General features: G+C 67.9%; 28 protein-coding genes. 17 read left to right on the top strand and 11 right to left on the bottom strand.

The annotated features are described in order from the left end of the window. Positions 1-141: 141 nt before the first annotated feature. Positions 142-435 carry a hypothetical protein gene (locus tag CPH93_RS34230; RefSeq protein ID WP_162501019.1) on the top strand — a complete coding sequence of 98 codons (294 nt, stop codon included), beginning with the start codon at positions 142-144 and terminating at the stop codon, positions 433-435. Between the two features lie 143 nt (positions 436-578). Here CPH93_RS34230 and CPH93_RS34235 read toward each other — a convergent pair whose 3' ends face one another. Further along, positions 579-1,370 carry a response regulator gene (locus CPH93_RS34235; RefSeq protein WP_231977073.1) on the bottom strand — a complete coding sequence of 264 codons (792 nt, stop codon included), beginning with the start codon at positions 1,368-1,370 and terminating at the stop codon, positions 579-581. 265 nt (positions 1,371-1,635) lie between these two features. Here CPH93_RS34235 and CPH93_RS34240 point away from each other — a divergent pair, with 265 nt between their 5' ends. Both CPH93_RS34240 and CPH93_RS34245 read left to right on the top strand, forming a co-directional pair. Beyond that, entirely contained in the window at positions 1,636-3,201 is a 1,566-nt protein-coding gene (locus CPH93_RS34240; RefSeq protein ID WP_096215088.1) for a sensor histidine kinase, read from the top strand. After that, complete coding sequence (locus CPH93_RS34245) at positions 3,198-4,400, top strand: PP2C family protein-serine/threonine phosphatase (RefSeq protein ID WP_173909936.1); 1,203 nt, start codon at positions 3,198-3,200, stop codon at positions 4,398-4,400. The genes CPH93_RS34240 and CPH93_RS34245 overlap by 4 nt, the downstream gene beginning before the upstream one ends. Positions 4,401-4,527: 127 nt before the next feature. Here CPH93_RS34245 and CPH93_RS34250 read toward each other — a convergent pair whose 3' ends face one another. Next, positions 4,528-5,073, bottom strand: coding sequence for a ferritin-like domain-containing protein (locus CPH93_RS34250; protein ID WP_093481442.1), 546 nt, complete (start codon positions 5,071-5,073; stop codon positions 4,528-4,530). A 307-nt stretch (positions 5,074-5,380) separates the two neighbouring features. Here CPH93_RS34250 and CPH93_RS34255 point away from each other — a divergent pair, with 307 nt between their 5' ends. Beyond that, complete coding sequence (locus CPH93_RS34255; RefSeq protein WP_231977074.1) at positions 5,381-6,481, top strand: cation diffusion facilitator family transporter; 1,101 nt, start codon at positions 5,381-5,383, stop codon at positions 6,479-6,481. A 49-nt stretch (positions 6,482-6,530) separates the two neighbouring features. Here CPH93_RS34255 and CPH93_RS34260 read toward each other — a convergent pair whose 3' ends face one another. Continuing rightward, the gene (locus tag CPH93_RS34260) at positions 6,531-7,496 is read right to left on the bottom strand and encodes a helix-turn-helix transcriptional regulator (RefSeq protein ID WP_096215090.1); all 966 of its coding nucleotides are present in this window, start codon (positions 7,494-7,496) and stop codon (positions 6,531-6,533) included. A gap of 95 nt (positions 7,497-7,591) precedes the next feature. Between CPH93_RS34260 and CPH93_RS34265 the strand changes: the two genes are divergently transcribed. The 5 genes from CPH93_RS34265 (at position 7,592) to CPH93_RS34285 (ending at position 9,957) form a co-directional block, all read left to right on the top strand. Beyond that, positions 7,592-7,957: a VOC family protein gene (locus CPH93_RS34265; protein WP_030981285.1), complete on the top strand. Its 366-nt coding sequence runs from the start codon at positions 7,592-7,594 to the stop codon at positions 7,955-7,957. Positions 7,958-8,044: 87 nt separating this feature from the next. Next, complete coding sequence (locus CPH93_RS34270) at positions 8,045-9,031, top strand: IS481 family transposase (protein WP_096215091.1); 987 nt, start codon at positions 8,045-8,047, stop codon at positions 9,029-9,031. Between the two features lie 177 nt (positions 9,032-9,208). Further along, positions 9,209-9,379, top strand: coding sequence for a hydrophobic protein (locus CPH93_RS34275; protein WP_093481439.1), 171 nt, complete (start codon positions 9,209-9,211; stop codon positions 9,377-9,379). A gap of 70 nt (positions 9,380-9,449) precedes the next feature. Continuing rightward, complete coding sequence (locus tag CPH93_RS35990) at positions 9,450-9,701, top strand: DUF5133 domain-containing protein (RefSeq protein ID WP_269460132.1); 252 nt, start codon at positions 9,450-9,452, stop codon at positions 9,699-9,701. 82 nt (positions 9,702-9,783) lie between these two features. Beyond that, positions 9,784-9,957, top strand: a complete 174-nt coding sequence (locus CPH93_RS34285) for a CsbD family protein (RefSeq protein ID WP_093481437.1) — start codon at positions 9,784-9,786, stop codon at positions 9,955-9,957. A 107-nt stretch (positions 9,958-10,064) separates the two neighbouring features. Here CPH93_RS34285 and CPH93_RS34290 read toward each other — a convergent pair whose 3' ends face one another. Continuing rightward, positions 10,065-10,943, bottom strand: coding sequence for a COG4705 family protein (locus CPH93_RS34290; protein ID WP_096215713.1), 879 nt, complete (start codon positions 10,941-10,943; stop codon positions 10,065-10,067). Positions 10,944-11,215: 272 nt separating this feature from the next. Next, on the bottom strand, positions 11,216-11,890 hold the full coding sequence (locus CPH93_RS34295; protein ID WP_093481436.1) for a TetR/AcrR family transcriptional regulator: 675 nt from the start codon (positions 11,888-11,890) through the stop codon (positions 11,216-11,218). Between the two features lie 99 nt (positions 11,891-11,989). Here CPH93_RS34295 and CPH93_RS34300 point away from each other — a divergent pair, with 99 nt between their 5' ends. The 3 genes from CPH93_RS34300 to CPH93_RS34310 all read left to right on the top strand — a co-directional run bounded on the left by CPH93_RS34300 (position 11,990) and on the right by CPH93_RS34310 (position 14,325). Beyond that, the gene (locus CPH93_RS34300; protein WP_096215093.1) at positions 11,990-13,105 is read left to right on the top strand and encodes an amidohydrolase family protein; all 1,116 of its coding nucleotides are present in this window, start codon (positions 11,990-11,992) and stop codon (positions 13,103-13,105) included. Between the two features lie 98 nt (positions 13,106-13,203). After that, entirely contained in the window at positions 13,204-13,410 is a 207-nt protein-coding gene (locus CPH93_RS37690) for an ATP-binding protein (protein WP_093481434.1), read from the top strand. 33 nt (positions 13,411-13,443) lie between these two features. Then, the gene (locus CPH93_RS34310; RefSeq protein WP_096215094.1) at positions 13,444-14,325 is read left to right on the top strand and encodes an NmrA family NAD(P)-binding protein; all 882 of its coding nucleotides are present in this window, start codon (positions 13,444-13,446) and stop codon (positions 14,323-14,325) included. A 360-nt stretch (positions 14,326-14,685) separates the two neighbouring features. On the opposite strand, the gene CPH93_RS34320 is transcribed toward CPH93_RS34310, so the two are convergent. Next, positions 14,686-15,102, bottom strand: a complete 417-nt coding sequence (locus CPH93_RS34320) for an ester cyclase (RefSeq protein ID WP_096215095.1) — start codon at positions 15,100-15,102, stop codon at positions 14,686-14,688. A 141-nt stretch (positions 15,103-15,243) separates the two neighbouring features. Then, complete coding sequence (locus CPH93_RS34325) at positions 15,244-15,696, bottom strand: acyl-CoA thioesterase (RefSeq protein ID WP_096215096.1); 453 nt, start codon at positions 15,694-15,696, stop codon at positions 15,244-15,246. Between the two features lie 392 nt (positions 15,697-16,088). Between CPH93_RS34325 and CPH93_RS34330 the strand changes: the two genes are divergently transcribed. After that, positions 16,089-16,811 carry a hypothetical protein gene (locus CPH93_RS34330; RefSeq protein ID WP_096215097.1) on the top strand — a complete coding sequence of 241 codons (723 nt, stop codon included), beginning with the start codon at positions 16,089-16,091 and terminating at the stop codon, positions 16,809-16,811. Positions 16,812-16,849: 38 nt separating this feature from the next. On the opposite strand, the gene CPH93_RS34335 is transcribed toward CPH93_RS34330, so the two are convergent. Continuing rightward, complete coding sequence (locus CPH93_RS34335) at positions 16,850-17,731, bottom strand: IS5 family transposase (RefSeq protein WP_096215098.1); 882 nt, start codon at positions 17,729-17,731, stop codon at positions 16,850-16,852. A gap of 237 nt (positions 17,732-17,968) precedes the next feature. After that, positions 17,969-18,661: an RraA family protein gene (locus tag CPH93_RS34340; protein WP_096215099.1), complete on the bottom strand. Its 693-nt coding sequence runs from the start codon at positions 18,659-18,661 to the stop codon at positions 17,969-17,971. 584 nt (positions 18,662-19,245) lie between these two features. Here CPH93_RS34340 and CPH93_RS34345 point away from each other — a divergent pair. From CPH93_RS34345 to CPH93_RS34365, 4 genes are all read left to right on the top strand, one after another. Continuing rightward, a complete protein-coding gene (locus tag CPH93_RS34345; RefSeq protein ID WP_093481430.1) occupies positions 19,246-19,746 on the top strand; it encodes a lamin tail domain-containing protein in 501 nt (166 codons plus the stop codon). 271 nt (positions 19,747-20,017) lie between these two features. Continuing rightward, complete coding sequence (locus CPH93_RS34350; RefSeq protein WP_096215100.1) at positions 20,018-20,515, top strand: GNAT family N-acetyltransferase; 498 nt, start codon at positions 20,018-20,020, stop codon at positions 20,513-20,515. A 354-nt stretch (positions 20,516-20,869) separates the two neighbouring features. Further along, entirely contained in the window at positions 20,870-21,694 is an 825-nt protein-coding gene (locus tag CPH93_RS34360; RefSeq protein WP_096215101.1) for an LLM class F420-dependent oxidoreductase, read from the top strand. Between the two features lie 16 nt (positions 21,695-21,710). Continuing rightward, positions 21,711-22,142: a TIGR03668 family PPOX class F420-dependent oxidoreductase gene (locus tag CPH93_RS34365; RefSeq protein ID WP_093481426.1), complete on the top strand. Its 432-nt coding sequence runs from the start codon at positions 21,711-21,713 to the stop codon at positions 22,140-22,142. Positions 22,143-22,289: 147 nt separating this feature from the next. Here the strand turns inward: CPH93_RS34365 and CPH93_RS34370 are convergent, their stop codons facing one another. After that, positions 22,290-22,883 carry a phosphotransferase gene (locus CPH93_RS34370; RefSeq protein ID WP_231977075.1) on the bottom strand — a complete coding sequence of 198 codons (594 nt, stop codon included), beginning with the start codon at positions 22,881-22,883 and terminating at the stop codon, positions 22,290-22,292. Positions 22,884-23,247: 364 nt separating this feature from the next. Continuing rightward, positions 23,248-23,853: a TetR/AcrR family transcriptional regulator gene (locus CPH93_RS34375; RefSeq protein ID WP_096215102.1), complete on the bottom strand. Its 606-nt coding sequence runs from the start codon at positions 23,851-23,853 to the stop codon at positions 23,248-23,250. Positions 23,854-23,891 lie beyond the last annotated feature (38 nt).

Raw genomic sequence — 23,891 nt, forward strand, 5'->3', positions numbered from 1 at the left:
TCCACCCGCACCCGGAGACTGAGCCGGGGTGCGACCTGAGGCGTATGCGGAACGAGCCCCCGGGCGGACGCCTGAACCGGGATGCCGGTCCCGGACGGCGGGGACGGGTTTCGGCCGCCTGAAAGCGGCAACCTGTGTGTCATGTCCAGACGCATGCATGACAGCACCAACGGAGCTGCGAAAGTCATCGTCATCATCGCGGACTGCACCGCGCTGATCCTGGGGCTGTGGATCCTCTTCGCCCTGCTCGACGCCAACCGCGCCAATGACCTGGTCAGCGCGGTGCACGAGGCGTCGCTCTGGCTGGCGGGCTGGTCGCACGACCTGTTCACCATGGACGCGGCCTGGCTGCGGACCGTACTGAACTTCGGGCTGCCGGCCGTGGTCTATGTCCTCATCGGGCACTTTCTGGCCGCCCGGATCCGCCGGCTCTGATTCCCGGGGCAGGGCTTGGCAAGGAAGCCGACCGCATCAGCACCCCGGCAAGGAAGCGAAGCCCCGGCAAGGAGGCCGTCCGTACGAAGCCCCGGCTCGGCGAGGGTCCGCCGGCGGGGTACCACGGACGGCCCTCCCGTGCTTCAGGACCGGGTGATCTTCGCGGCGGTATCGAGGAAGAAGGCGTCGATGCTGTGCACGGCGCGGACGAAGTCGTCGAGATTGACGGGCTTGGTCACATAGGCATTGGCGTGCTGCCGGTAGGCATCCTCGATGTCGTCGGGCGCGGCGGACGTGCTCAGCACGACGACCGGGATGCTGCAGAGGTCGGAGTCGTCCTTGAGCACGGCGAGGAGTTCCCTGCCGTTCATACGCGGCATGTTGAGGTCCAGGACGATCAGGTCGGGGCGTTCGTTGGCCGGATCGCGCAGGTACTCCAGCGCGGCCACCCCGTCGACGGCCTGGTTGAGGGAACGGGCCATGTCCCGTGCGACGAGGGCGTCCTCGATGAGCATCGCGTCGGCGGGGTCGTCCTCCACGAGCAGGACGCGGTAAGGGCGGTCGGTCGTCAACGCGTTCAAGGCGGCGCTCCCGTGATCGGGGGTGGGTAGGGGACGTGAAACAGGGCGGGAGGCGTAGACCAGACCGGGCCAACGGCGCCGGGCTCCCTGCCGGCTGATGCCCCATGCCTGCCCGAGCTGAGGGTAGTTGGCGCCGTTCCCGGCGGCCTCCTGCGCCAGTTGCCGGGCGCAGCGGCCGACGGCACGGTCCAGGTACGCGAGGGCGTGCAACCGGGCCAGGGCGGGGTTGCCGTCCGCGGCCTGCCCTGGCTCCGTCGTCCCGTCGTCGGGCTCCGTTGCGGGAACGGCGGGAAAGCCGTGTCTGACCAGTTCGTCCGCGAGCTGGTGGACGGCTCTTTCGGCGAGCTCTGTCATCCGTTCGGGTTCAAGCGGGACGGGGGGCTGCGCGCGGGCCATGGCGCGAGCCTACGGCGGCTCCTGCTGTCTCGACAACCATTGTTGTCAACCCTCTGTACTCTATGGCTGCTTGTGCCTACCCACCTTCGCCTCCTCCGGGGCGGTAGAGCAGAGAGCAGGCGTGATGAGTCAGCAACTCCCGCACGGCGTAGGCCCCGAAGGAGCCGATGAGCCCGCTGCCCCGGCCGCTGCCGATCCGCCGCGGCTACGGACCCGCGCGGGAATGCCGTGGACCACGCGCCGGGCGCTGAACGTCAGCGTGGCGGTGGCGACGGTGCTGCTGCTGGTGCTCGGCGGCAGCGGTGTGTGGGTCCACGCGCGCGCCGCGGACGCCGCCGGCCGCCTCGTCGAGCGCTCCAGCCCCGCCCTGATCGCCGCGGGCAGCCTGGAGAACGCGCTGATCAACCAGGAGACCGGCATCCGCGGATACGGGCTGACCGGCCGGCGGGAGTTCCTGCAGCCCTACCACGACGGGCTCTCCCAGGAGAAGGCCGCGGCCGGCCGACTGCGCGCACTCCTCGGGCACGACGGGCCGGGCGCGCAGGACCTGGCACGCGTGCTGGACCGGACCGAGGCCTGGCAAAAGCAGGTCGCCCGGCCCGTCGCCGCCGCACCGAGCGGCAGCCCCGTCCGCCTCGCCGCCCAGCGCGCGGGGGCGGGCCTGCGCACCTTCGACGCCGTGCGTGCCGCACTCGGCGCCCAGCAGCGTCATCTGGAGCACGAGCGGGCCCAGGCACGGGCCGAACTTCACGACGTGGGGGCGCTCCAGAACGGGATCTTCTCGGGCCTCGCCGCGGTGGGATTCGTGCTGCTCGTGCTCGCCGTGATCGGCCTCCGGCGCGCCGTGACCGACCCGCTGGGCAAGCTGTCCGCGGATGTCCGCGCCGTGGCCCGGGGCGACTTCCGACGGCCTGTGCAGGGGAGTGGACCGGCCGATCTGCGCGCCCTCGCCGCCGACATCGACGGCATGCGGCAACGCCTCGTGGACGAGCTGGCCTTCAGTGACGAGACCCGGGCGCAGCTGGACGCACAGGCCACCGAGCTGCAGCGCTCCAACAACGAACTGGAGCAGTTCGCCTACGTCGCCTCGCACGACCTGCAGGAACCCCTGCGCAAGGTGGCCAGCTTCTGCCAGCTGCTCGAACGCCGCAACGCCGCACAACTCGACGACCGGGCACAGCAGTACATCGCCTTCGCGGTGGACGGCGCCAACCGCATGCAGGCGCTCATCAACGACCTGCTCGCCTTCTCCCGCGTCGGGCGGGTACACGCCGAGCACACGGACGTCGATCTGGAGGCGCTCCTCGGCCAGGTGCTGGAGTCCCTCAGCATCGCCATCGAGGAGTCGGCCGCCACCGTCACCCACGATCCCCTGCCCACGGTCCCCGGTGACACCACACAGCTCGGGATGCTGCTGCAGAACCTCCTGAGCAACGCCCTCAAGTTCCGCTCTCCGGACAAGCCCCCGACCGTCCATCTCTCGGCCCACCGCACGGACGGGTACTGGCAGTTCTCGGTCGACGACAACGGCATCGGCATCGACCCCGCCTACAGCGAGAAGATCTTCGTCATCTTCCAGCGGCTCCACACCCGGGAGAGCTACCCCGGTACGGGCATCGGCCTGGCCCTGTGCAAGAAGGTCGTCGAGTACCACGGCGGCACCATCGGCGTCGACCACGACCACGCTCCCGGCACCCGCATCACCTTCACCCTGGCCGACCACGCCCCGGTGATCCCGGCTCCGACGACCACCGAGCCCGCCCTCCAGGGAGAAGCGACCGCCTCATGACCACACCATCCGCCGGGCCGTTCCCCGCCATCCCGACGCAGACCGCGGACGGATCCAGTGTCCTCCTGCTGGTCGAGGACGACGCCGGCGATGCCCTGATCGTCGAGGAGTACCTCAACGACACCGAACTGCCCGTCAGCCTCACCTGGGTGCAGACCTTGGGCGAGGCACGCACCTACCTGTCCGGGCGGACCCCCGACTGCGTCCTGCTCGACCTCCATCTGCCGGACGCCTCGGGGACCAGCGCCGTCCAGAGCATGCAGAGCCTGTGCCCCGACGCGGCCGTCATCGTCCTCACCGGCCTCGACGAGACCCGCGCGGGCCTCGAAGCCGTGGCCGCGGGCGCCCAGGACTACCTGCCCAAGGGCCGGGTCACCCCCGAACTCCTCGAACGCGCCATCCGCTACGCCCTGCACCGCAAGCACACCGCACGCGCCACCGCCCGGCTGCGGGAGAACGAACTGCGCGCCCAGGAGAACGCCCGTCTGGAGCGCGGCCTGCTGCCCGCCCCGCTGCTGCGCTCCACGGACGTGCTCGCCAGCACCTGCTATCTGCCCGGTCGTAAGAATGCCCTGCTCGGCGGCGACTTCCTGGACATCGTCCAGACTCCGGACGGTCTGCTGCACGCCGTCATAGGGGACGTCAGCGGGCACGGTCCGGACGCCGCGGCGCTCGGCGTCTGTCTGCGCATCACCTGGCGCTCCCTCATCCTCGGCGGACACCGCGACACCGAGCTGCTGGGGCTCATGGAGCAGGTGCTGGTCGCCGAGCGCAGCTCCCCGGTGATGTTCGCGACCTGCGCCATCCTCACCCTCGACCCCCTCCACCACCGGGCCACGGTGACCCTCGCCGGCCACGACGAACCGCTGCTGATCCCGCCGGTCGAGGCCCCACGCCCCGTCGAGGCCCGGCACGGCATCGCCCTGGGCATGCTCCCGGGGGAGGGCTCCTGGCACCCCACCCCCTGCACCCTGCCCCCGCGCGCCGCTCTGCTCATGCACACCGACGGGCTGGTCGAAGGCCACACCACCGACAGCAGCCAGCGCCTGGGCACGGACGGTCTGATCCGCATCATCGAGGGCGGCCGGCATCTGCCGCCGCCGGCCCTGATCGACCATCTCACCGGCACCGCCCGCTCCATGGACGCCGGACGGCACACGGACGACCTGGCTGTCCTCGTCCTCAGCTGGAACGGCTGAGGACCGGCGACGGGTGCGCGCTGGTGCGGGCCGGACACCGACCACAAGGCACCAGCATCGGCTGCGGCCCGCCCGGCCCCGTCGCCTCCAAGGGCCGGCCGGGCCATCAGCCCCCGCTCTGTGCCCGTCAGCCTTTCCTCTCCTGCGGGATCCGCTCCAACAGACCCCGCAGGTCATCGGCGTGCTCCTCCTCCTGGGCAAGGAGCTCCTCGAACACGCGCCGGGTGGTCGGATCGCCGTCACCGAGCCACTTCGCAATCTCCGTGTACGAGGCGATCGCCACGCGTTCGGCGACCAGGTCTTCCTTGATCATCTCGATCAGGTCGGCACTGTCGTCGTACCCCGCGTGCGCCCGCCGCGTCAGGGTGTCCGGATTGAAGTCGGGCTTCCCGCCGAGCTGGACGATGCGCTGCGCCACCTTGTCGGCGTGCTGCTGCTCCTCCGCGGCGTGTTCCAAGAACTCGGCCGCGACCGGCTCCGAATAGAGCCCGGACGCCGTGTAGTAGTGCCGTTTGTACCGCAGCGTGCACACGATCTCCGTCGCCAGCGCCTCGTTCAGCACCTGGAGGACACGCTCCAGGTCGGCGCCGTAGGCATCGGTGACCGGCCCCTTCTCGATCTCACGACGGGCCCGCTCCCTCAGGGTTTCGACATCGGTCAGGAATTCAGCCATGAGTCTCTTCCGTTTCCACTCGACCGGCTCTCACGAGGGCACTGTCCCCGGCCGCCGTCCGGTGACGGACACAGGCGCGCGGTCGTGTCCCGGCGCACCACCCCGCCGGACGTAAGGACGGCACCGGAATCCGGCTGCCGGATGGCCAGTCTTGCCCTGCCCTGCCGTTTCCTTTCCTGCCCCGCCTGACGAATACCGCTCGCCGGCCGGACCGTACGGCTGCGGTGGATGCCACCGAGGAATGGCGCACGCATCGAGGGGCATCCGTGCTGGGGGAGGTAGTTCCGGCCCGGAGGGAGAGTCGGCGATGAGCGAGGACTCGGGACGGGACCCATCAGGGACGACGCCCGGACGGGAGCCGTCAGGGCCGAGGTCCGGACGGGAACCGTCAGGGGCGGCGCCCGGTGACCGCGACGGGGAGACCAGGAAGACGGTGTGGGTCGCCCTCGCGGCCAACGTCGGGATCGCGGTGGCCAAAGCAATCGGGGGAGCGGTGGCCGGATCGCCCGCTCTGCTGTCCGAAGCGGCGCATTCGGTCGCGGACAGCCTCAATGAGCTCTTCCTGCTGGCCGCTCTGAAGCGCAGCGAGCGTCCCGCGGATCATCTGCACCCATTCGGATACGGCAAGGAACGGTTCTTCTGGTCCCTGCTCGCGGCGGTCGGAATTTTCGTCACTGGGGGCTGTTTCTCCTTCTTCCAGGGCATCGAGGCCTTCCACGCCGGAGAGTCGGAATCCCGCGAGGGATATCTCATCGGCCTCAGCGTCCTGGCCCTTGCGATGCTCGCCGAGGGGACGTCGCTGATAAGGGCGCTGTCCCAGGTGCGGTCACAGGCCAAGTCCCACCACCGCAGCACGCTCGGCGAGATCAGAAACACCCAGGACCCCACCCTGCGCACCGTCCTGGCAGAGGACAGCACCGCATGCCTCGGAGTCCTGCTCGCCCTTCTGGGCATGGCACTCCACATGACCACCGGCAACGGCGCCTACGAGGCATGGGCCGCCCTGCTGATCGGCGCCCTTTTGGTCTATGTCGCCTTCATGCTCGGCAAGAGCGCCCGGGCGCAATTGATCGGCGAGGCAGCCGCTCCCGAATTGCAGCAGCAGGTCATCACATTCCTGCACGACCAGCCCGAGATCGATACCGTCACCGCGGCCATGACGATGCAACTCGGCCCGGATTCGGTGATGCTGGCGGCGCGTATCGACCTGGTGGCCGGCCTCGACAGCGAACAGGTCGAAGAGGCGCTGATGCGGACGAAGGCGGAACTCCGCGCCCGCTGGCCACAACTCGACCAGCTGTTCCTCGATGTCACCGACGCGTCCACCGCCGACCGGGCGCGCGCCGTCCGCGCGCGTCACCGGCTGGACGACGTGGTGGAGCGGCGCCGACAGGCGGACGGCGTCTAGATGTACTGACCGGAGACGTCGATTGAGGGCAGGACGTTCCGATCGGCGCTCACGAAGCTGGGGTTGAGTGCCTTTCAGCCAGGTCTCTGGCGAGCTGTCTGATGCGTTCGCGGGCTGTCTCTGGGGTGAGTATCTCGATGTGGTCGCCGAACTGGAGGAGCTGACGCACTGACTCGATGTCGGGGTAGCGGACGACGACGGTGCACCAGCCGTTTTCCGCTTCGGAGACGTCGTGGATGCGGTTGCCGAGGATGCGCCGCGCCAGGTCGAGGCCATTTTCTGGCAGACGGACGGTCACGCTCACGCGACCTTGCCCCTCGGTACCTTCCTTTAATGCGGTCCATCTGGTGCGGAGGGTTTCGCCTGGTCGGAGAGCAGCGGGCGCGTCGAGTTGTTCGTAGGACGAGAGTCGTTCCAGAGCGAACAGTCGACCGTCCCCCTGGTCATCGGCGATGAGATACCAGCGGCCTGATTTCGCCACGATCCCGTACGGGTCGACCACCCGCGTTGAGGCCTGATTCTCGGCGCTGCGCCGGTACTGGATTCGCAGCCGTCGTCGGCGTCGCAGGGCCGAGGCTAGATCCGATACGTCGACCGCTGCCTCTGAGTCAGCAAACCACGCGGTGCTGTCCACCAGCACCAGGTCCGCCAGTTGCAGCAGGCTCGGCGACCCAGGTGCTACAGCCTGCCGGGCGGCTATCTTGCGCGCGGCCGACTCCCACACCGCAGACAGGCCCATACGCTCAAGTTGCGCGCTATCCAAACCGGCTACGGAGAGGGCCTCCAGCTCTGGTGGTTCCAGATGGGATGCGTTGAGCCTTGCACTGGGGAGCAAGACGATCCCGCCGTTCCGCCCGCGTTCGGCATAGACAGGCACACCTGCTGTCGAGAGCGCCTCGACATCCCGCAGCACGGTCCGCCGAGACACTTCCAGACGCTCGGCGAGATCGGTGGTGGTGATGCGCTGACGGGTCTGCAGGAGCAGCAAGAGGTGCAACAGCCTCGAAGCCTTCATGCTGACTAATGTTCGCAGAAAAGGTGACAGGTTCTGTCGCGATGAGGCGATCAACTGGAGCGGTACCGAGACTTCAACGATCTGAGGAGCGCTCTATGCCCGCACCCAACCTGTTCCTGATCGGCGTCCGCGACGCCGAGGCCGCTACCGCCTTCTACAGCGACCTGTTCGAGATCGAACCGACCTTCATCAGTCCCCACTACGTAGCTTTCGAGGTTGCCCCCGGTGTCCTGTTCGCGCTGTGGACGGGCTACAGCGAGCAAGCGGTCCCGAGCACCCCTCGCACAAGCGAAGTCGGGCTGATGGTCTCCGGAGCAGCGACTGCGATTGACGAGATCTTCACGAGTTGGGTCTCGAAGGGAGTCCATGTCGTGGAGGAGCCGCACGACGCTGTCTTCGGCCGCACGTTTGTGATCACCGACCCCGACGGCAACCTCATCCGGGTCTCCCCGGTGGACTGATCTGCACGCCCCCTACCCACACGTCTAGTTGTCGAAGGGCCGGCCACACACGATGGTCGGCCCTTCAGTCTGTCCAGGAGCTCAGAAATGTCACATCCGAACGCTGCCCTCACCCCGCGCCACCGTCTGAAAGTCGCGCGACTCGTCGTTGACGACGGCTGGCCCATCAGCGAAGTCGCGGCCCGATTCCAGGTGTCCTGGCCAACCGTAAAGCGCTGGGTCGACCGCTACCTTGCAGGTGAGTCCATGCAGGACCGATCCTCACGACCCCGGATATCGCCGAGCAAGACAACCATCACCGTGACGAAGAGGTGCGTCAACCTGCGACTGCGTCTGCGAGAAGGGCCGGTCCAGCTCGCCGCGAGACTCGACATCGCCCCGTCGACAGTGCATCGAATCCTGCGATCAGCCCGACTGAACGGACTTGCCTACGTCGATCGCGCGACTGGTGAACCCGTCCGGCGGTATGAGCACGGCCACCCGGGATCGCTGGTGCACGTGGACGTGAAGAAGCTCGGGAACATTCCCGATGGCGGCGGCTGGCGCTACGTCGGCCGCCGCCAAGGCGAGAAGCACCGCGTCGCGACTCCGGGCAAGTCACGCAACGCCTACGGCGGCCCGAAGCTCGGATACGCGTTTGTGCACACCGTCATCGACGACCACTCTCGCGTCGCCTACACCGAGGTCCACAATGACGAGACGGCCATGACCGCAGTCAGCGTGCTGCATCGCGCGGTGGAGTGGTTCGCCGAGCGCGGCGTCACCATCGAGAGGGTGCTCTCGGACAACGGCGGCGCCTACCGGTCCTACTTGTGGCGCGACACGTGCGACGCCCTCTCGATCACGCCGAAGTTCACGCGCCCTTACCGTCCGCAGACCAACGGCAAGGTCGAGCGCTTCCACCGCACCATGGCCGACGGCTGGGCCTACGCCCGCTGCTACACCAGCGAGCAACAACGCCGAGACGCTCTGCCACCGTGGCTGCACCAGTACAACCAGCACCGTCCGCACACCGCTTGCGGCAACCAGCCCCCGTTCTCACGATTGATCAACGTCCCCGACCAGTACATCTAGAGGTGTAGGTGGCGCGTCCGTGCGGCGTCCTGTTCGGCCCGTGAGGCGCAGAATGCCGCGCACATCCGACACGGAACAAGCTGTTACGGATGCCCCGCCCCTCGCATAAGAAACACCTAAATTGAAAGGTATGGCAAGGGAGAGCGGGGGCACACGGTTGTGCGGAGGTTGATAACTATGGTCCCCCTGCTTCTCGTTCTTCTTCTCGCACTGCTTCTTTTCGGTGCGGGATTCGCGCTCAAGGCGTTGTGGGTCGTGGCCGTTATTGTGCTTGCGGTGTGGTTGCTGGGCTTCGTCCTGCGCTCGGCAGGAACCGGCGGCAAGCGAGGCCGCTGGTATCGCTGGTGACGATCGATGTGCCCCTCCGCATACCGGTGAGGCGCCACTCGCCGTCGAGCTCACAAGAAGAGGAAATACGTTGCTGACGCCCCATTCGGCGATACTGCGAGACCTTGTGAAGCAGTACGAGAAACTGCACGCCCGGCTCTCGGAGCGAAGCTCCGCCGAGACGCAGCGGCACTTTGCTGACACCTGCTACACGCTCTGCGTCTCCACCGGCACCCGGACCGTCGAAGCAGCGTTGACCTTCGCGGCCGGTCAACTCGACGCCGATCTGGCGGAGGTGGCCTACGCATCGCCCACGGCGTCGTCACTTCAGCTCGCCAACTGAACAAAGCGGGGCCGGCCCCCCGGGGTTCCCCGCTTCCTCCTGAACCATCCGCTCTCGCAAAGAACCGAAGAAGGGATTCGCTATGAGCGCCGAAGAAAAGGCCAAGGCCAAGACCGAGCAGGCCGTCGGCAAGGCAGAAAAGGCCGTCGGCCGCGCCGTGGGAAATGAACGGATGGAGGCCGAAGGCTCGTCCAAGGAATCCAAGGGTGATCTGCGCGGCGCCAAGGAAAAGGCCAAGGACGCCTTCAAGGACTGATGGCTGTCACGTTTGTGGTGTGCGAGGCCGACCTTCCTGGCCCCGCACACCACATGCGTGTCAGACTTCGCCAAGGGCGAGCCCAGCCGTGGTGACCACACCGGTTCTCAGGAAACCTCTGTCAGGACCTCGTCCCGTGCGGTGGTGTTCCTGCGCTCCTGTACGTGGGCGTAGCCCATGAGGCCGATCAGGATGGCGAGGAGGACGGCCGACGAGCCCGCTGTACCGAGGTCGAGACCGCCCTTGGCGAGCGGCTTGGTGAGGAAGTCGCCGGCGGTGGCCCCAAGGGGGCGGGTGAGCACGAAGGCGACCCAGAACAGCAGCACGTTCGGCACGGCAGGAACCCGCATGAGGCCGACGAGGACTGCGAGCACGCCTGCGACCAGCAGTGCACCGCCAGCGTACCCGAGTCCGGAGCTGTCGGACAGGAAGTCACCCATCGACGTGCCCAGTGTGTTCGACACCAGGATCGCCGACCAGAAGAGGGCCTCCGCGCGGAAGGTGACGATATCGCGGATGGAAAATGTCAGCCCGGTGCACTTCCAGGCGATGAAGATGGCGATCAACAGCGAGATCAGGATCGCGGCACCGGTCGGGTACCCCAACCCCAGGCCCTGCGGCCCCCAGCCCAGCGAAGTGGCCCCGCCGGTGAGGTACTTGCCGCTCGCGTCCCGGTTCATGAAGTCGGACATCGTCGTACCGGCCATGCTGGTGGACAGGATGACGGTCCAGTAGAAGAAGGGGTTGTAGCGCTTGGACCGGAGCTGTACGACCAGGGTGACCACGAAGACCACGAACAGGGCGATCGTGGTGAGGAAATAGCCGAGCTTGAGGGTCTGCGCGAAGAGGTCACCGGCTGTCTCGCCGAGCGTGGTCGCGGCGATCTTCATGATCCAGAAGGCCAGGGTCACCTCTGGCAGCTTCTTCATCACGTACTTGTTGGTGCCGGCGACATCCAGGTCGGTCAGGATTTCTGGCTTTTCCAATTCCATCTCTCCGGGTGGGGGTTCGGCGCGGGCGGCGTACGCGACGTCACCTACGGCGTGAGGTCACACGCCGTCCGACCCTCCCAGCGGGAACCTGTACACAACCTGAACACCGACGGCCACACCCACGAAGTCGCCTGTACGTGGCCACGGCAGGCCCTGCCCCGATGCGGCTCAGTGCAGGCCGGGTTGGTCCCGGTGGTGCGGCTGGCCGAGCGGTGCGGGCTTTCACGGCTGGTGGCTGAGAAGGCGAAGCTGACAGGGTGCCTGGTCTACCTCTGCGGGGCCACGAGGGGGAGCAGGATCTCGTCCACGATCGCGTAGACCTCCTCCTCGGGAACGGTTCCCTTGGCCATCAGCTCGGCGAAAATCATGCGTGGGCCCACAGAGGCGACACGTGGTGTGACGCACCGGGGGTCCGTCTCGCCCCGGTCGACAGCGACGCGGAGCATGCTCAGCAAGATCTTCTGATTGGGCAGGGTGACCAGTCTCTGGACTTGGGCGAACAGTTCGGGGTGGCGGGCGCGCCGGGTCAGCAAGGGCAGCAGGGCGCGCCCGCGGGGCTCGTCCAGGACGCGCGCGAAGGCGCCGAGCGTGGCGATGAGATCGCCGCGCAGCGTTCCGGTGTTGGGGATCACAGGGGTGCCGAAGCCTGCTACCGGGTCGGCCAATGCAGCCAGGACCAGTTCGGCGGGGGTCGACCAACGTCGGTAGAGCGCCGACTTCCCGGTCCCCGCGCGAGCGGCGATCTTGTCGAAGGCGAGCCCTTCGAAGCCGGTGGCGGCCAACTCCTCGAAGGTCGCCTCATAGATCGCCAGGGTGAGCGCGCTTCCGCGGCGACGCGTTCGCCGCCCGGCGAGAGCAGGCGCGCGCGAGGCGTCCCTCGCCCCGTCTTCTGCAGCGGCGGGGGAGGCAGGGTCGGTGGAATCCCCAGGAAGACCGTTCACGCCTCCGGTTATAGCCGTGCTCGCCGCCGCGCGTCGAACGGGGGCGGTGGTAGCGTTAGGTTAGTGGACAAAATTGTCCCTTATTTGGAGGTGTCGCGCATGACCACCGCATCCGAGGCCAAGACCGCACTGACCAACGCGCGTGTTTTCGACGGCCGGCGACTGTCCGCCCCCTGCACCGTCGTCATCGATGACGGCGTGATCGGTACCGACGCCCGTGGTGCGCGGGAGGTCGACGCGGCCGGTGCCGTCGTGCTGCCGGGGCTGATCGACAGTCACGTACACCTCCACGACTCCCGGACGCTGGAGCAATTGGCGTCCTACGGTGTGACCACCGGGCTGGACATGGCGATGCGGCCCGCCGAGCTGGTCGCCACGCTGCGAAAGGTCAGCGGCTACGCGGACTTCCGTACTGCCGGGTTGCCCGCCATCGGCCCCGACGGCGGGCACTCCCGCTTCCCGGGGATGCCACCGGAGGCGATCATCCGCACACCGCAGGACGCCCGGAGCCATGTCGCCGCGCGCGTGGCGGAGGGCGTCGACTACATCAAGGGCATCGCCGAGGCTCCCGGCGAGGGCGGCCCGAGCGGCCCGAGCCTGAGGGCCCTGGTCACCGCCGCCCGCGCCCACGGGCTGAAGACGGTGATCCACGCGGCCAGCGTCGGCGCGTTCACGTTGGCCGTCGGCTCCGGCGCGGACTTCATCACCCATGTCCCCGCCGACGGGGTCATCGCGGAGACCGACGTCGCCAAGATGGCGGCGGCAGGCCAGATCGCCATCCCCACGATCACCATGATGGAGGGCGTCCTGGCAGGTAAGGCGCCGATCGCCCACGTACTCAAGAGCGTCGCCAACCTCCACCACGCACACGTGAAGGTCCTGGCGGGCACCGACGCCAACACCCAGCCTGGTCCCCCCTTCGCCGTCCCGCACGGCGAAAGCCTTCACCACGAGCTGGCACGCCTCGTCCAGGCAGGCATCTCCCCTGCGGAGGCTCTTCGGGCCGCCACCATCCTGCCCGCGCGGGCCTTCGGACTCACCGACCGCGGCGCCATCGAGCCGGGCCTGCGCGCCGACCTCCTCCTCATCGACGGTGACCCCCTGGCAGACATCACCGCCACCCGCAAGATCCGCAACATCTGGTGCGACGGCCACTCCGTCGCCCCCGCCCGGCACCCGGTGAACTTCCACGACGGAATTGCGGGAACCGGGTGACGTTTCCGCCTCCGGGGAGATGAAGGTTCCGTTGACGCGAAGGAACCCGGCCGTGATGTCCCTGCTCCGTACACGTACTGACGCACAGTGGTGAGGGCATGGAGCATTCCACGGGCCGTTTCTTCGGTCGGGAGGCTGAGATGGCGGAATTGGCCAGGCTGGCGGCAACCGCGGAGAGGGGTTCGGGGCAGACGGCGTTCATTGTCGGTGAGGCCGGAATGGGCAAGACCGCCGTTCTGCGGCTGGTGGCGAGGACCGCGGAGAGCAAGCAGAGGCGGACAGGTTCAGGCCGCCTCTGCTCCTAGCCTGCATTCGGAACCACCGAAGGAGAGGAAACCATGCAGATCGCTGTCACTACCCCGACCGGCAATGTCGGCCGCCACGTCGTCGCCACGCTGGTCCGCGCCGGGGTCCGGCCGCGCGTCTTGCTGCGCAAGCCCGCCCGGCTGGCCCCCGAGGTACAAGACGAGGTGGATGCTGTGCAGGTCGACCAATACGATGCCGACGCGGTGGTGGCCGCCACCGAAGGTGTTGACGCACTGTTCTGGGTGGACCCGACCACCGGCAGCGAGGATCCCCTCGCCGACTACGTCCGCGCCACCAGCAGCGTGGTCCGCGCCGTCACCGAGAACCGGATCGGCCGCGTCGTCTTCCAAAGCAGCGTCGGCGCCGAGAAACGTCACGGCGCCGGCGAGATCGACGGCCTGGCACACACCGAAACTGCTTTGGATGACACGGGTGTCGACGTCACCCACCTCCGCTGCGGCTACTTCTTCACCAACCTCGAACTTCAACTCAACGCCCTGCGCGCCGGCACCCTCCAGGTGATCCTTCCACTCGACCACCCCATGGCCTGGGTGGCGCCTCGCGACATCGCCGAGGTCGCCGCCACCCGTCTGTTGTCTCCCACCTGGTCCGGACGCTGCGTACAAGCAGTTCACGGACCCGCCGACCTCACCTGGCGACAGGTCGCCGAAATCCTTACCGCCGCCACCGGCCGGCAGATCAGCGTCGAACAGATCCCCGACGACGCCATGCGCACCCAGCTCCACCAGGCCGGGATGACCGACGGATTGGTCGAAGCCGTGCTCGGAATGTCGACCGGCCTGCGCGAAAACTTCGTCCCCGAACAGCGCCGCACCATCCAGACCACCACCCCGACCACCCTCGCCGCCTGGGCCTACGACCATCTCCGGCACCAGATCGTCGACGCGTCCTGAGTAACCCGGTCAGGTAGCAGCGGCTCCCGGTCTGCCGCACGAACTTTGGCGTGGCCGACGATTTCTGCGTCGCGTTCGCGGTCGATGCCGACAGCGAGGGTGTGGAGGCTGGACAGGTTGTGTCCTGACTGACCGTGTTCTGCCCGTCCTACAGCCGTTCGCCCTCGCGCTCAGTGAGCATGGTCGCGAAGGACCGGACGTGACCGGTGAGGGCGTCGAGTTCACCCCGGTCCATGACGCTGGTAGGAGCGGGACGACCCCCAGGCGTTAATCGAGGTGCTGCTGCTTGGCCGTCACCTCGCATACGAGCACCCGGGCACCTGCCTCGCCTCCTGCCCTCAGTGATTGTGAACTTCAGGGTCAGAACGGCGGGATCTGCGCTGGAACGAGCCCGGCCTGGCTAAGGAGCCCGTGCAGGTCCGTCTCGCCCCAGAACTCGACGATCCGCCCTTCCCGGAGGCGATAGGACTTCACGCCCGTCATGGTCAGGTCGCGCCCGGTACGGTCGTGGTGATAGGTCAAGGTGAAGGCCACGGTGACGCGATCTCCGGCGGCGAAGAGGTCGTCCACCCGCACGCGGCAGTTGGACAGACCTGGAGTCAGGACCGACCCCTCCGGATAGCGCCGCCCCCGCACGTGCTGGCCAGCTCCGTGGACAAGTACGTCCTCGGCGACGAGTTCTGCGAACTCATCGACGTCCTGTGTCTCGAACACTCGAAGGTAGCGGCGGACCACATCGGCATTGCGCTCGCTGATGGCATCGGGTGAGTCAGACATGGTACGAGCGTATCCAGCAATGACTGCTGCGCCACCAGACAGGCGCCGGCTTCCTCGACCTACCGACTTGGTGATGGTTCTGAGGGGGCGCCCGAAAACAGCTGGCCACCGCCCCGGCCGTCGCCCCGCGGTCGGCGGAGTTCAGCCCAGGCCCAGCAGCGCCGGTTCGGTGGCCAGTGCCCGGAAGGCCGCCCGCGGGTCCGGGAGCAGCTTGCGCTGGTCGAGGTCGAGCAGGCCGCCCACGGCGCTCAGTTCGGCGGCCACCATGCCGTCCGCCGTGGTGACGGTCTGCTCGATGACAAATGTTTTGCCCTCGCCCCACAGGAACGCACAGCTGACCTGGGTCTCGTCGCCGGCCCTCAGCTCTCGCTTGTAGCGGATGGTCGTCTCGATCGTCACCGGGCCGATCCGCCGCTCCACCATGGCGCTCTGCCGGATGCCGGCGGCCTGGAGCAGTGACCAGCGGGCATGCTCGGCGTACTGGAGGTAGACCGCCTGGTTGAGATGGCCTTGGGTGTCCGTTTCATAGCCGCGGACGGTGATCTCCACGGCGAACGGCCCGCTGCTGCCCAGTTCCTCTGCTGTCTCTGCCACGTTGTCGTCCCCCGGCTCCTAGGGCCTGTCCGACGGGTCGCGCACCGTACGCCCTATCCGCGACGAGATCGAACATCGCGTCTGTGAAGATCTTGCTGTCTCTGCCGCGTCACGCAGCGGGGCCAGCTGTCGGCGGCGCGCACACGTGTGCGGTGTGGATGCTGGGGTCAGTGCCTCTCGCCGTGGCAAACCTCGGGCGTCTTGCCGTGGGTTACGCAAGGCTGGTCGACTCGTCACCTAATGGGAGGGTCGTAGCGTTCGATCCGCTACTTTCCGTCGCTGTCGGTGGTCTCCTGGGCCTGTTGGTCGCGGGCCGGGGTGTCCCGGTGCCGCTCGGTATTGGGGAGGAACCAGGAATGCTGCGATCGGTGATCAGACGTGTATGGAGGCCCGTGGTCGCGGCTGCGGCGGGGATATGTGCCTTCACGGGCATGACGGCGCCCGCCCCGGCCTCTACGCCGCCCCGGCAGGCCCAGGTCGCCGCCTCGGGCTACCTGAACCTGCATCAGTGCGTGTACTACTCGTCCTCGGCCACCAACCACTTCACGACCGTGGTGCCGAGCAGCGACGGACGGTTCGCCACGGGGACGAACGTCTCCACTACTGCCGACACCCAGCCGTCCTGCGGTCAGGGGGACGGGAACTACACCCTCATCCCTCTCCTGTCAGGCGTCAAGGCACTGAACCTCGCTTCAGGGCGCTACCTGAACCTGCACCAGTGCGTGTACTACTCGTCTTCAGCCACCAATCACTTCACGACCGTGGTGACGGGCGGCGATGGACGGTTCGCCACGGGGACGAACGTCTCCAACACCGCTGACACGCAGGTGGCGTGCGGTCAGGGGGACGGGAACTACACCCTCATCCCTCTCCTGTCGGGCGTCAAGGCACTCGACCTCACCTCGGGGCGCTACGCGAACCTGCACCAGTGCGTGTACTACTCGTCTTCAGCCACCGACCACTTCACGACCGTGGTGACGGGTGGCGATGGACGGTTCGCCACGGGAACGAACGTCTCCAACACCGCTGACACGCGGGTGGCGTGCGGTTCGGGCGACGGGAACTACTCCCTCGTCCCTCTCCTGTCAGGCGTCAAGGCACTATCAGTGGCCTAAGGAACTGTGCAGTGGGTCACTAAGGACTGTCCGGCGGATCACCAGCGAAGCCAGAGGCGAATGGCGGCAACGGTCACGGTGCCATGGAAGGTGTATGCCCTCTTGTCGAATCGGGTGGCTACGGCGCGGAACCCCTTTAGGGCGTTGATGGTTCGTTCGACTTCGTTGCGGCGCTTGTAGATCGCCTTGTCGAAGCCGGTGGGTCGGCCGCCTGCGCTGCCGCGGCGCTGGCGGTTGGCCCGCTGGTCCTTGCGCTCGGGAATGGTGTGCTTGATCTGCCGACGCCGCAGGTATCGGCGGTTCCGGCGGGACGAGTACGCTTTATCTCCGCCCAGGTGATCGGGGCGTGTGCGCGGATGCCCGCCAGCCGGGCGCGGGACGCGGATGCGTTCGAGGACCGGGATCAGTTGCGGGGCATCGCCCCACTGGCCTGGTGTGATGACGAACGCGAGCGGACGCCGGCCGCCCTCTCCGGCCAGATGGATCTTGCTGGTCAGCCCGCCACGGGAACGTCCCAGGGCCTCATCCGAACGATGCTGAGCTGGCTGGCTGCGCCGTCCAGGGATACGCGGCGTGTCAGTGCGGGCGCCCGCCGCGTGCTGGTGGGCGCGGCAGGAGGTCGAGTCCACGCTGACCATGCTCCAGTCGATCCGACCTTCCGTATCGGCATCGGCCTGGACGGCCCGCAGGATCCTTTCCCACGTGCCGTCCGCCGACCACCTGCGATGCCTGTCATGCACGGTCTTCCATTTCCCGAACCGTGCCGGCAGGTCACGCCAGGGGACACCGGTTCGCTGCCGGAAGAGAATGCCGTTGATCACCCTGCGATGGCTCTTCCAACGCCCGCCTCGCCCTACATTCTTCGGCAAGTGCGACTCCAGCCGAGCCCACTCTCGGTCCGACAGATCACCCCGCCCCACACCGGTCAGAACGACGTAATCCTCTACCTGGTCACCCGATCCATCGGACAGCGCCTAGTAGGCGCCGGCCCTCCGGCCGGACACGTCGGACCTCATAGGTCACTCACGTCACATGAAGGTACCGGGCAACGCCCGTCAGGTGCCAGGCCGTCTCAACCGTTGGCGGTAGGCCCTGCACCAGAAGCTGCCTGACAACTCCTGCTACATCAACGGCGGCTATTGCTTACCGCTACTCCGCTACTCCTCGATGGCGCCGCCGATGCTCCGCAAATGCCGCCGGAAGGTATAGGCGGGGTCGGCGCTGCGCCGGGCCAGGTAGTCGTCAAAGGCGGTTTGCTGGCGCAGGGTCCGTCCCGCTCGGATGCCGCGGGCTTGTTCGCGTTCCGTCTGCCGGATTTGGTGTGCTGTGGCCAGCACCTCGTCGGCATGCGCGGCGGCGAGGAACAGGACGCCGTCCTCGTCCGCGAAGGTCAGGTCGTCGCCGGTGACCAGGTGCGGGCCGAACCGCGCCGTCATGAGTGCTTCGGGTTCCTGCCCGTCCAGTCGTACCGGGCCGAGCGGGTATGCGCCGTAGCTGAACACCGGAAGGCCGATTTCCGTCAACTCCGGGGTGTCGCGGTGCAGTCCCCACACGACCAGGCCCGCCGCACCTGCCGCCTCGGCCTCCAGCACCACCAGGTCGCCGATGCACGCTTCGTCCGTCCGCCCGCCGTTGTCGATGACCAGGACATCACCTGCTTCGGCCCGGCCGAGCGCCTCCAGGAACACATCCACGCTGCCGTAATGCCGTACCGGCAACGCACGTCCGGCCAGCCGGTGTCCGGGGACGACGGCCTTGACGCCAGGCGGCGCCGCGCGCAGCGGTACGCCGTGGCGCACACAGGCGTCGGCGACCAGCGGCGTGGATAGGTCAGCAAAGGATTCCCACACGCGTTCTCCCTGGCTCGGGTTGGCGCGGCCGGTGACGCCCGGTGCAGCAGGCCGCGCCGGGATTTTACGGGGAGCGGTTCCACGCGTCGACGCTCAGCGCGCCGCGGAGATGCGCGGTCGGTGGTTGGGCGACGCGCCCGGTCAACCATGCGGCGCGCCCCCTGGTGCCGGCGCACAACGACGACCGCGTCGTCGCTGAGGTGGATCAGGGGCGGTCGAGCGGCCACCCGGCCGTCGGCCACGTGGCCGCGAAGGAATGGGCTGCGTCGTCGGCCGGCCTGTGCGGCGTCGAGGTGATGGCACCGCATCGCGGCGTCGGTCCTCGTGTGTGGGACCTGCGTGAGACCGGCGGTAACCCTTGGGGCGTCTGGATGGATGTAGGGGGCGTTGCGTTTGTGCTGGTAGGCGCGGGGGAGTGCGCGCCTGGCGCGGTGTGGTTGTGCATATGTCCATGTTTTGTAACACCAAACTGGATTTCTTCTGCCAAGGGGTGACGAGGCGTCACTGTGTGGGTGCCCGGTCAAACCGGCCGGGTATCCGGTTTCCGGCGACACCGTCATGGGCGCCGTATCCAGGGGGTTTTCGTGCTCCGTAACGCTTCACGCATCGCCGCTGCGGTCCTCGGCTCCGTAGCTCTTGCTGCCACCGCCGCTCTCCCGGCCGCCGCGGCCGGCCACAGTCACCACGATCCGGCCTGGCACCACTACCGCCACGGGGTTGTTTTCGGTGCGATCCAGTACGACAGCCCCGGGCGTGACGACCGCTCGAACCGGAGCCTCAACGCCGAGTACGTGACGGTGAAGAACACCAGCCACCGGCCGGTCAACCTCCGCGGCTGGACTCTGTCGGACCGCTCCGGCAACACCTACCGCTTCGGCAACCTGTGGCTGAACGGGCACGGTCAGGTCCGCGTGCACACCGGCATCGGTCGCGACACCCGCTGGGACGTCTACCAGGACCGCCGCAACTACGTCTGGGACGACAACGACACCGCCACCCTGCGCAACGACCACCGCCGCATCGTCGACATCGAAAGCTGGGGACGCTGGGGAGGACACGGCGGTCACCACGGTCACGGCCACTGACCGGCCTTGACCGGCCGGTGAGCTGATACCGCCTCACCGGTCACCCACAACGGTGCGCCGCAGGGTTCCTGCCCTGCGGCGCACTGCCATGTTCCGGCCGCCGCTGTTGCCCGCCCGCCGGTACCCGCCGGTGCCCGCCAGGACGATCCGAATCATCTGGCCTTGATCGTCGAGGTCACCGTAGCCTCGGTGACGTACACCAGTAGGCAGGTGGGGCGGCCAAACCTGATACGGGCCGCGGCACCGCGAACCCCGAAGAAAGGGGCGCAAGTTGAGGATCGTGGTAGACGACCTTTCCAGCCCGGAGATTGCCGCGTTCCTCGACGAACACGTCCAGCAGATGCGCTCCCTCACGCCGCTGGAGAGCAAGCACGCTCTCGATCTCGAAAGCCTCCGGAAGCCCGAAGTGACGTTCTGGTCAGTCTCCGACGGTGACGTCCTCGTGGGCTGCGGCGCGATCAAACGGCTGGACGCGGGCCATGGCGAGCTGAAGTCGATGCGTACGAGGCCCACGCGGCAGAAGAGCGGGATCGCTTCCCTGCTGCTGGAGCACATCCTCACCGAGGCCGGGCGCATGGGACTCACCCGGCTGAGCCTGGAGACCGGAGCAGCCGAGTTCTTCCTGCCCGCCCGGAGGCTGTACGAGAAATTCGGGTTCCAGTACTGCGCGCCGTTCGCGGACTACCGCCCCGATCCGAACAGCACGTTCATGACCAGGCCTCTCGGGCCGGCCCCAGACGCAGTGCCCCCGCTCGGCACGACGGGGTGAAGGGGTGGTGGTCGGCGAGATGCCTCCCTTGGTTACCGCCGGCCGGATGGGCCAGATCCAGCAACCTGCCTTCGTTCTCCCTGGTGGGAAGCGCATGCGCACCTGGCAGGAGAGCGAGCTCGGGTCCGTCCTGGCCGCTACTGGCTACTTGCCCGCCGGCCGTGGAGGCGGAGCCATGGTCGACGCCACCCTCCGGCTCAGCCGATAGGCCTTCGAGGTCGCAGGGGTCTCCTAGGACGGCGGCAGAAGGGCCACACCGTGCACCGTTCGGGCGCACGGACTGTTGTGCCGGTTCCGATCGGGGTACCTCGCCAGGGCGGGCAAAACCGCACACCCGGACCCGAAGGAGTCACTGTGAAGTTCGGTGTATCCACCTTCCTCACCGACCAGGGCATCGCACCGACCACGCTCGGCCGTGCCGTCGAGGAGCGCGGGCTCGACTCCTTGTTCATCGCCGAGCACACACACATCCCGGTGTCCCGCCGCACGCCGTACCCGGGTGGCGGCGAGCTACCGGACATCTACTACCGGACCCTCGACCCGTTCGTCGCGCTCAGCGCGGCCGCCGCGGTGACCGAGCGCCTCCTGCTGGGTACCGGCATCGCCCTGGTGGCCCAGCGGGACCCCCTCACCACGGCCAAGGAGGTGGCGTCCCTGGATCTGGTCTCCGGCGGGCGGGCAATCTTCGGGGTCGGTGTCGGCTGGAACAGGGAGGAGATGGAGAACCACGGCACGGATCCGCGTACCAGGGGCCGTCTCGTGGACGAGCGGCTGCGGGCCATGCGCGAGCTGTGGACGGCGGAAAAGGCCGAGTTTCACGGGGAGTTCGTCGACTTCGACGCCGTCTACTCCTGGCCGAAGCCGGTCCAGCGACCCCACCCGCCCATCTACGTGGGCGGCGGCGAGGGAGCCTTCCCGCGAGTCGCCACACTCGGCGACGCGTGGCTGGCCATCAGCGGCCCGCCCGAAGAATTGGGTCCGCAGATCGACCGGATGCGGAGCATCGCGGGCCGGAACGTACCGGTGACGGTCTACGCGGTCCCGAACAACCCCGAGATCATCGAGCAGTACACACAACTCGGCGTGGAACGACTGCTGTTCTACGTGCCGACGAAGCCGGAGGCCGAGACGCTTCCGTACCTCGACCAGCTCGCCGACCTCGCGCGACGCTTCCAGTGAACCGCCAGGAGCCGCAGTGCCGGCAATGACAACCGGCGAGGCCCGCGAGCGCTTCGCCCGGGCCCGGGTCGCCCACCTCGCAACCATCGACGACGCCGGCCGCCCGCACCTGGTCCCCGTCGTGTTCGCCTTGACCGGTGACACCGTGGCGTTCGCCGTCGACCACAAGCCGAAGCGTTCGCCCCAGCTGAAACGGCTGGCCAACATCCATGCCAACCCGGAGGTTTGCCTTCTCGTCGACGACTACGACGAGGACTGGGACCTCCTGTGGTGGGCACGGGCGGATGGCACGGCCACCGTACTGCCACCGGCCGAGACCTCGACGGCATCCGCGCGGTACGTACGCCTCCTGAGCGAGAAGTACGGGCAGCAGTACGCCGATCGCCCGCCTGCGGGGCCCGTGGTGGAAATCGTGGTGTCCCGTTGGTCCGGCTGGCGCGCCGTGTGACGGTCTTGGGGTGGGGGCGTGTGGTGGCTGCCGTCCTGGGCGCGGTGCCCGGAGACTCCGGAGGAGGTGGTGAAGAGATGGGACGGGGGAGTGGCGCCCGCGGCGGTGGGGGTGAAGTAGAGCTGTCGAATCCAATCGTGCTGCTCTTCAGCTGGCGAGCAGGGCCCTGGCCCATTGTTCTTGACGGTGCTCGATGTATTCGGCGTCGCTTCGCCAGGCGTCGCCGTGGCCTTCCGCCCAGAGGGTTGCCCAGGGCTGGTTGCCCCGGACGGCCTGATCCCGCAGGAAGTCGTGCATGGACCGAGTGCGGCGCCCCAGCAGAGGAACCAACTGACAGCGTTCCGCCTCGTCGAGGCCGTAAGCGTCGGCGAAGATCCGCAGCCGGTCTCCGGCATTGGAGCGTTGCCGGTCGGGGTGCGCGGAAAGCGGGATGAAGCCGTGCATGGCATACGCGACATCCCACAGGCGCGACCCCGGGGCGGCCGTGTCCCAGTCGATGAAGGCCCATTCGTCCTCGCCGCCGACTACGAGGTTCCATGGGGCCAGGTCCTGGTGGGCGATGATGTCGCTTCCCTCGGGCGGGATCAGCACGTTCCAGTGGGCGTCGGGCGGTGGCGTGAAATCCTGCACGGCATCGTGGAAGTCCCTGATGAGACGCGCGACTCGGGCCAACCGCTGGGCCGGCCCCAGCAGGGAGAACCGGTCGGGCCAGACGACATGGCCCGGAATGAAGGTCAGCACCTCACGACCCTGATCATCGATACCAAGAGGACGAGGAGCCGCTCGGAACCCCACCTCGTGCAGATGCGTGAGCAAGGCATGCACCGCAGGAGTCCAGGGCCGACAGGTCGGCGGACGGTGTTCCCTACACGGACGACGCCATCACTGACGTTCCCACCGGACAAGGGCTGCTCTTCACCGTGCTGCACAGGGCAAGTCTGACCGACCAACCGCCTGCGCTCACATCTCAATAACGGCCAGCCTCCAGGGCAGAGGCGGAAGTTGGACGGGGAGGAGCTCACGCCAATGTGACTGAGCGCTTCAGCTGGCCGATGACCGCGAAATCTGGCGGGCCTGGGTGCGGCACATGGCGATCGAACGGGTTTCACCCGTCCTGACGAGGGTGGCCTTCTGTTTGCGCCAGGAGGGTGGCGCCCCAGCCGTGTTCCAGCAGGGTGAACAGCTCGCGCATGGTCCGGGCCGGGTCTTCGCTTGCGCTGGCGATGCTGGGGGCTTCCAAGGCGAAGCGTGCCAGGCCGGTGACGGCGGGGGCGTCCGGGGCGAGCCCGGTGGCGTCGGCGAGGGCGGCGGCCAGTGTCTTCTCGTGGCGTGACCACATAAGCCGGGCGTAGTCCCGCAGCGCGGGGGTGGATTCGACGAGGACGAAAAAGGGGTCGTCGGGCCGGACGGCGGTTCGGGTGTGCACCATGTGGTCGCGCAGGGCGTGCAGTACGGGCTGGCCGGGGGCTCGGTCGCGAACGGCGGCGACCAGGGCGCTCTCGATGTCCGCGTCCAGATCGAAGACCAGGGCTTCCTTGTTGGGGAAGTGCTTGAAGAGCGTACTCAGCGAGACATCGGCCGCCTCCGCCACCTCGCGTACACCCACGTTGTCAAAGCCGCGTTCGGTGAACAGCCGCAGTGCGGCATCCGCCAGGGCCTGCCTGGTGCGGGCCTTCTTGCGCTCGCGGCGCCCTGTCGTCGTCTCGGCCATGCCCCCACCCTACTCCCTGGAGTCGATCCGATCGTAAA

The organism is Streptomyces sp. 2323.1, assembly GCF_900221035.1.
GTDB lineage: Bacteria > Actinomycetota > Actinomycetes > Streptomycetales > Streptomycetaceae > Streptomyces > Streptomyces sioyaensis.

Coding starts and splice junctions, on each gene's coding strand:
- CPH93_RS34250 (WP_093481442.1), bottom strand. CDS start 5,073: ATGGCTGAATTCCTGACCGATGTCGAAACCCTGAGGGAGCGGGCCCGT.
- CPH93_RS34260 (WP_096215090.1), bottom strand. CDS start 7,496: ATGAAGGCTTCGAGGCTGTTGCACCTCTTGCTGCTCCTGCAGACCCGT.
- CPH93_RS34255 (WP_231977074.1), top strand. CDS start 5,381: ATGAGCGAGGACTCGGGACGGGACCCATCAGGGACGACGCCCGGACGG.
- CPH93_RS34240 (WP_096215088.1), top strand. CDS start 1,636: ATGCCGTGGACCACGCGCCGGGCGCTGAACGTCAGCGTGGCGGTGGCG.
- CPH93_RS34265 (WP_030981285.1), top strand. CDS start 7,592: ATGCCCGCACCCAACCTGTTCCTGATCGGCGTCCGCGACGCCGAGGCC.
- CPH93_RS34375 (WP_096215102.1), bottom strand. CDS start 23,853: ATGGCCGAGACGACGACAGGGCGCCGCGAGCGCAAGAAGGCCCGCACC.
- CPH93_RS34270 (WP_096215091.1), top strand. CDS start 8,045: ATGTCACATCCGAACGCTGCCCTCACCCCGCGCCACCGTCTGAAAGTC.
- CPH93_RS37690 (WP_093481434.1), top strand. CDS start 13,204: ATGGAGCATTCCACGGGCCGTTTCTTCGGTCGGGAGGCTGAGATGGCG.
- CPH93_RS34310 (WP_096215094.1), top strand. CDS start 13,444: ATGCAGATCGCTGTCACTACCCCGACCGGCAATGTCGGCCGCCACGTC.
- CPH93_RS34245 (WP_173909936.1), top strand. CDS start 3,198: ATGACCACACCATCCGCCGGGCCGTTCCCCGCCATCCCGACGCAGACC.
- CPH93_RS34285 (WP_093481437.1), top strand. CDS start 9,784: ATGAGCGCCGAAGAAAAGGCCAAGGCCAAGACCGAGCAGGCCGTCGGC.
- CPH93_RS34320 (WP_096215095.1), bottom strand. CDS start 15,102: ATGTCTGACTCACCCGATGCCATCAGCGAGCGCAATGCCGATGTGGTC.
- CPH93_RS34235 (WP_231977073.1), bottom strand. CDS start 1,370: ATGACAGAGCTCGCCGAAAGAGCCGTCCACCAGCTCGCGGACGAACTG.
- CPH93_RS34230 (WP_162501019.1), top strand. CDS start 142: ATGTCCAGACGCATGCATGACAGCACCAACGGAGCTGCGAAAGTCATC.
- CPH93_RS34275 (WP_093481439.1), top strand. CDS start 9,209: ATGGTCCCCCTGCTTCTCGTTCTTCTTCTCGCACTGCTTCTTTTCGGT.
- CPH93_RS34300 (WP_096215093.1), top strand. CDS start 11,990: ATGACCACCGCATCCGAGGCCAAGACCGCACTGACCAACGCGCGTGTT.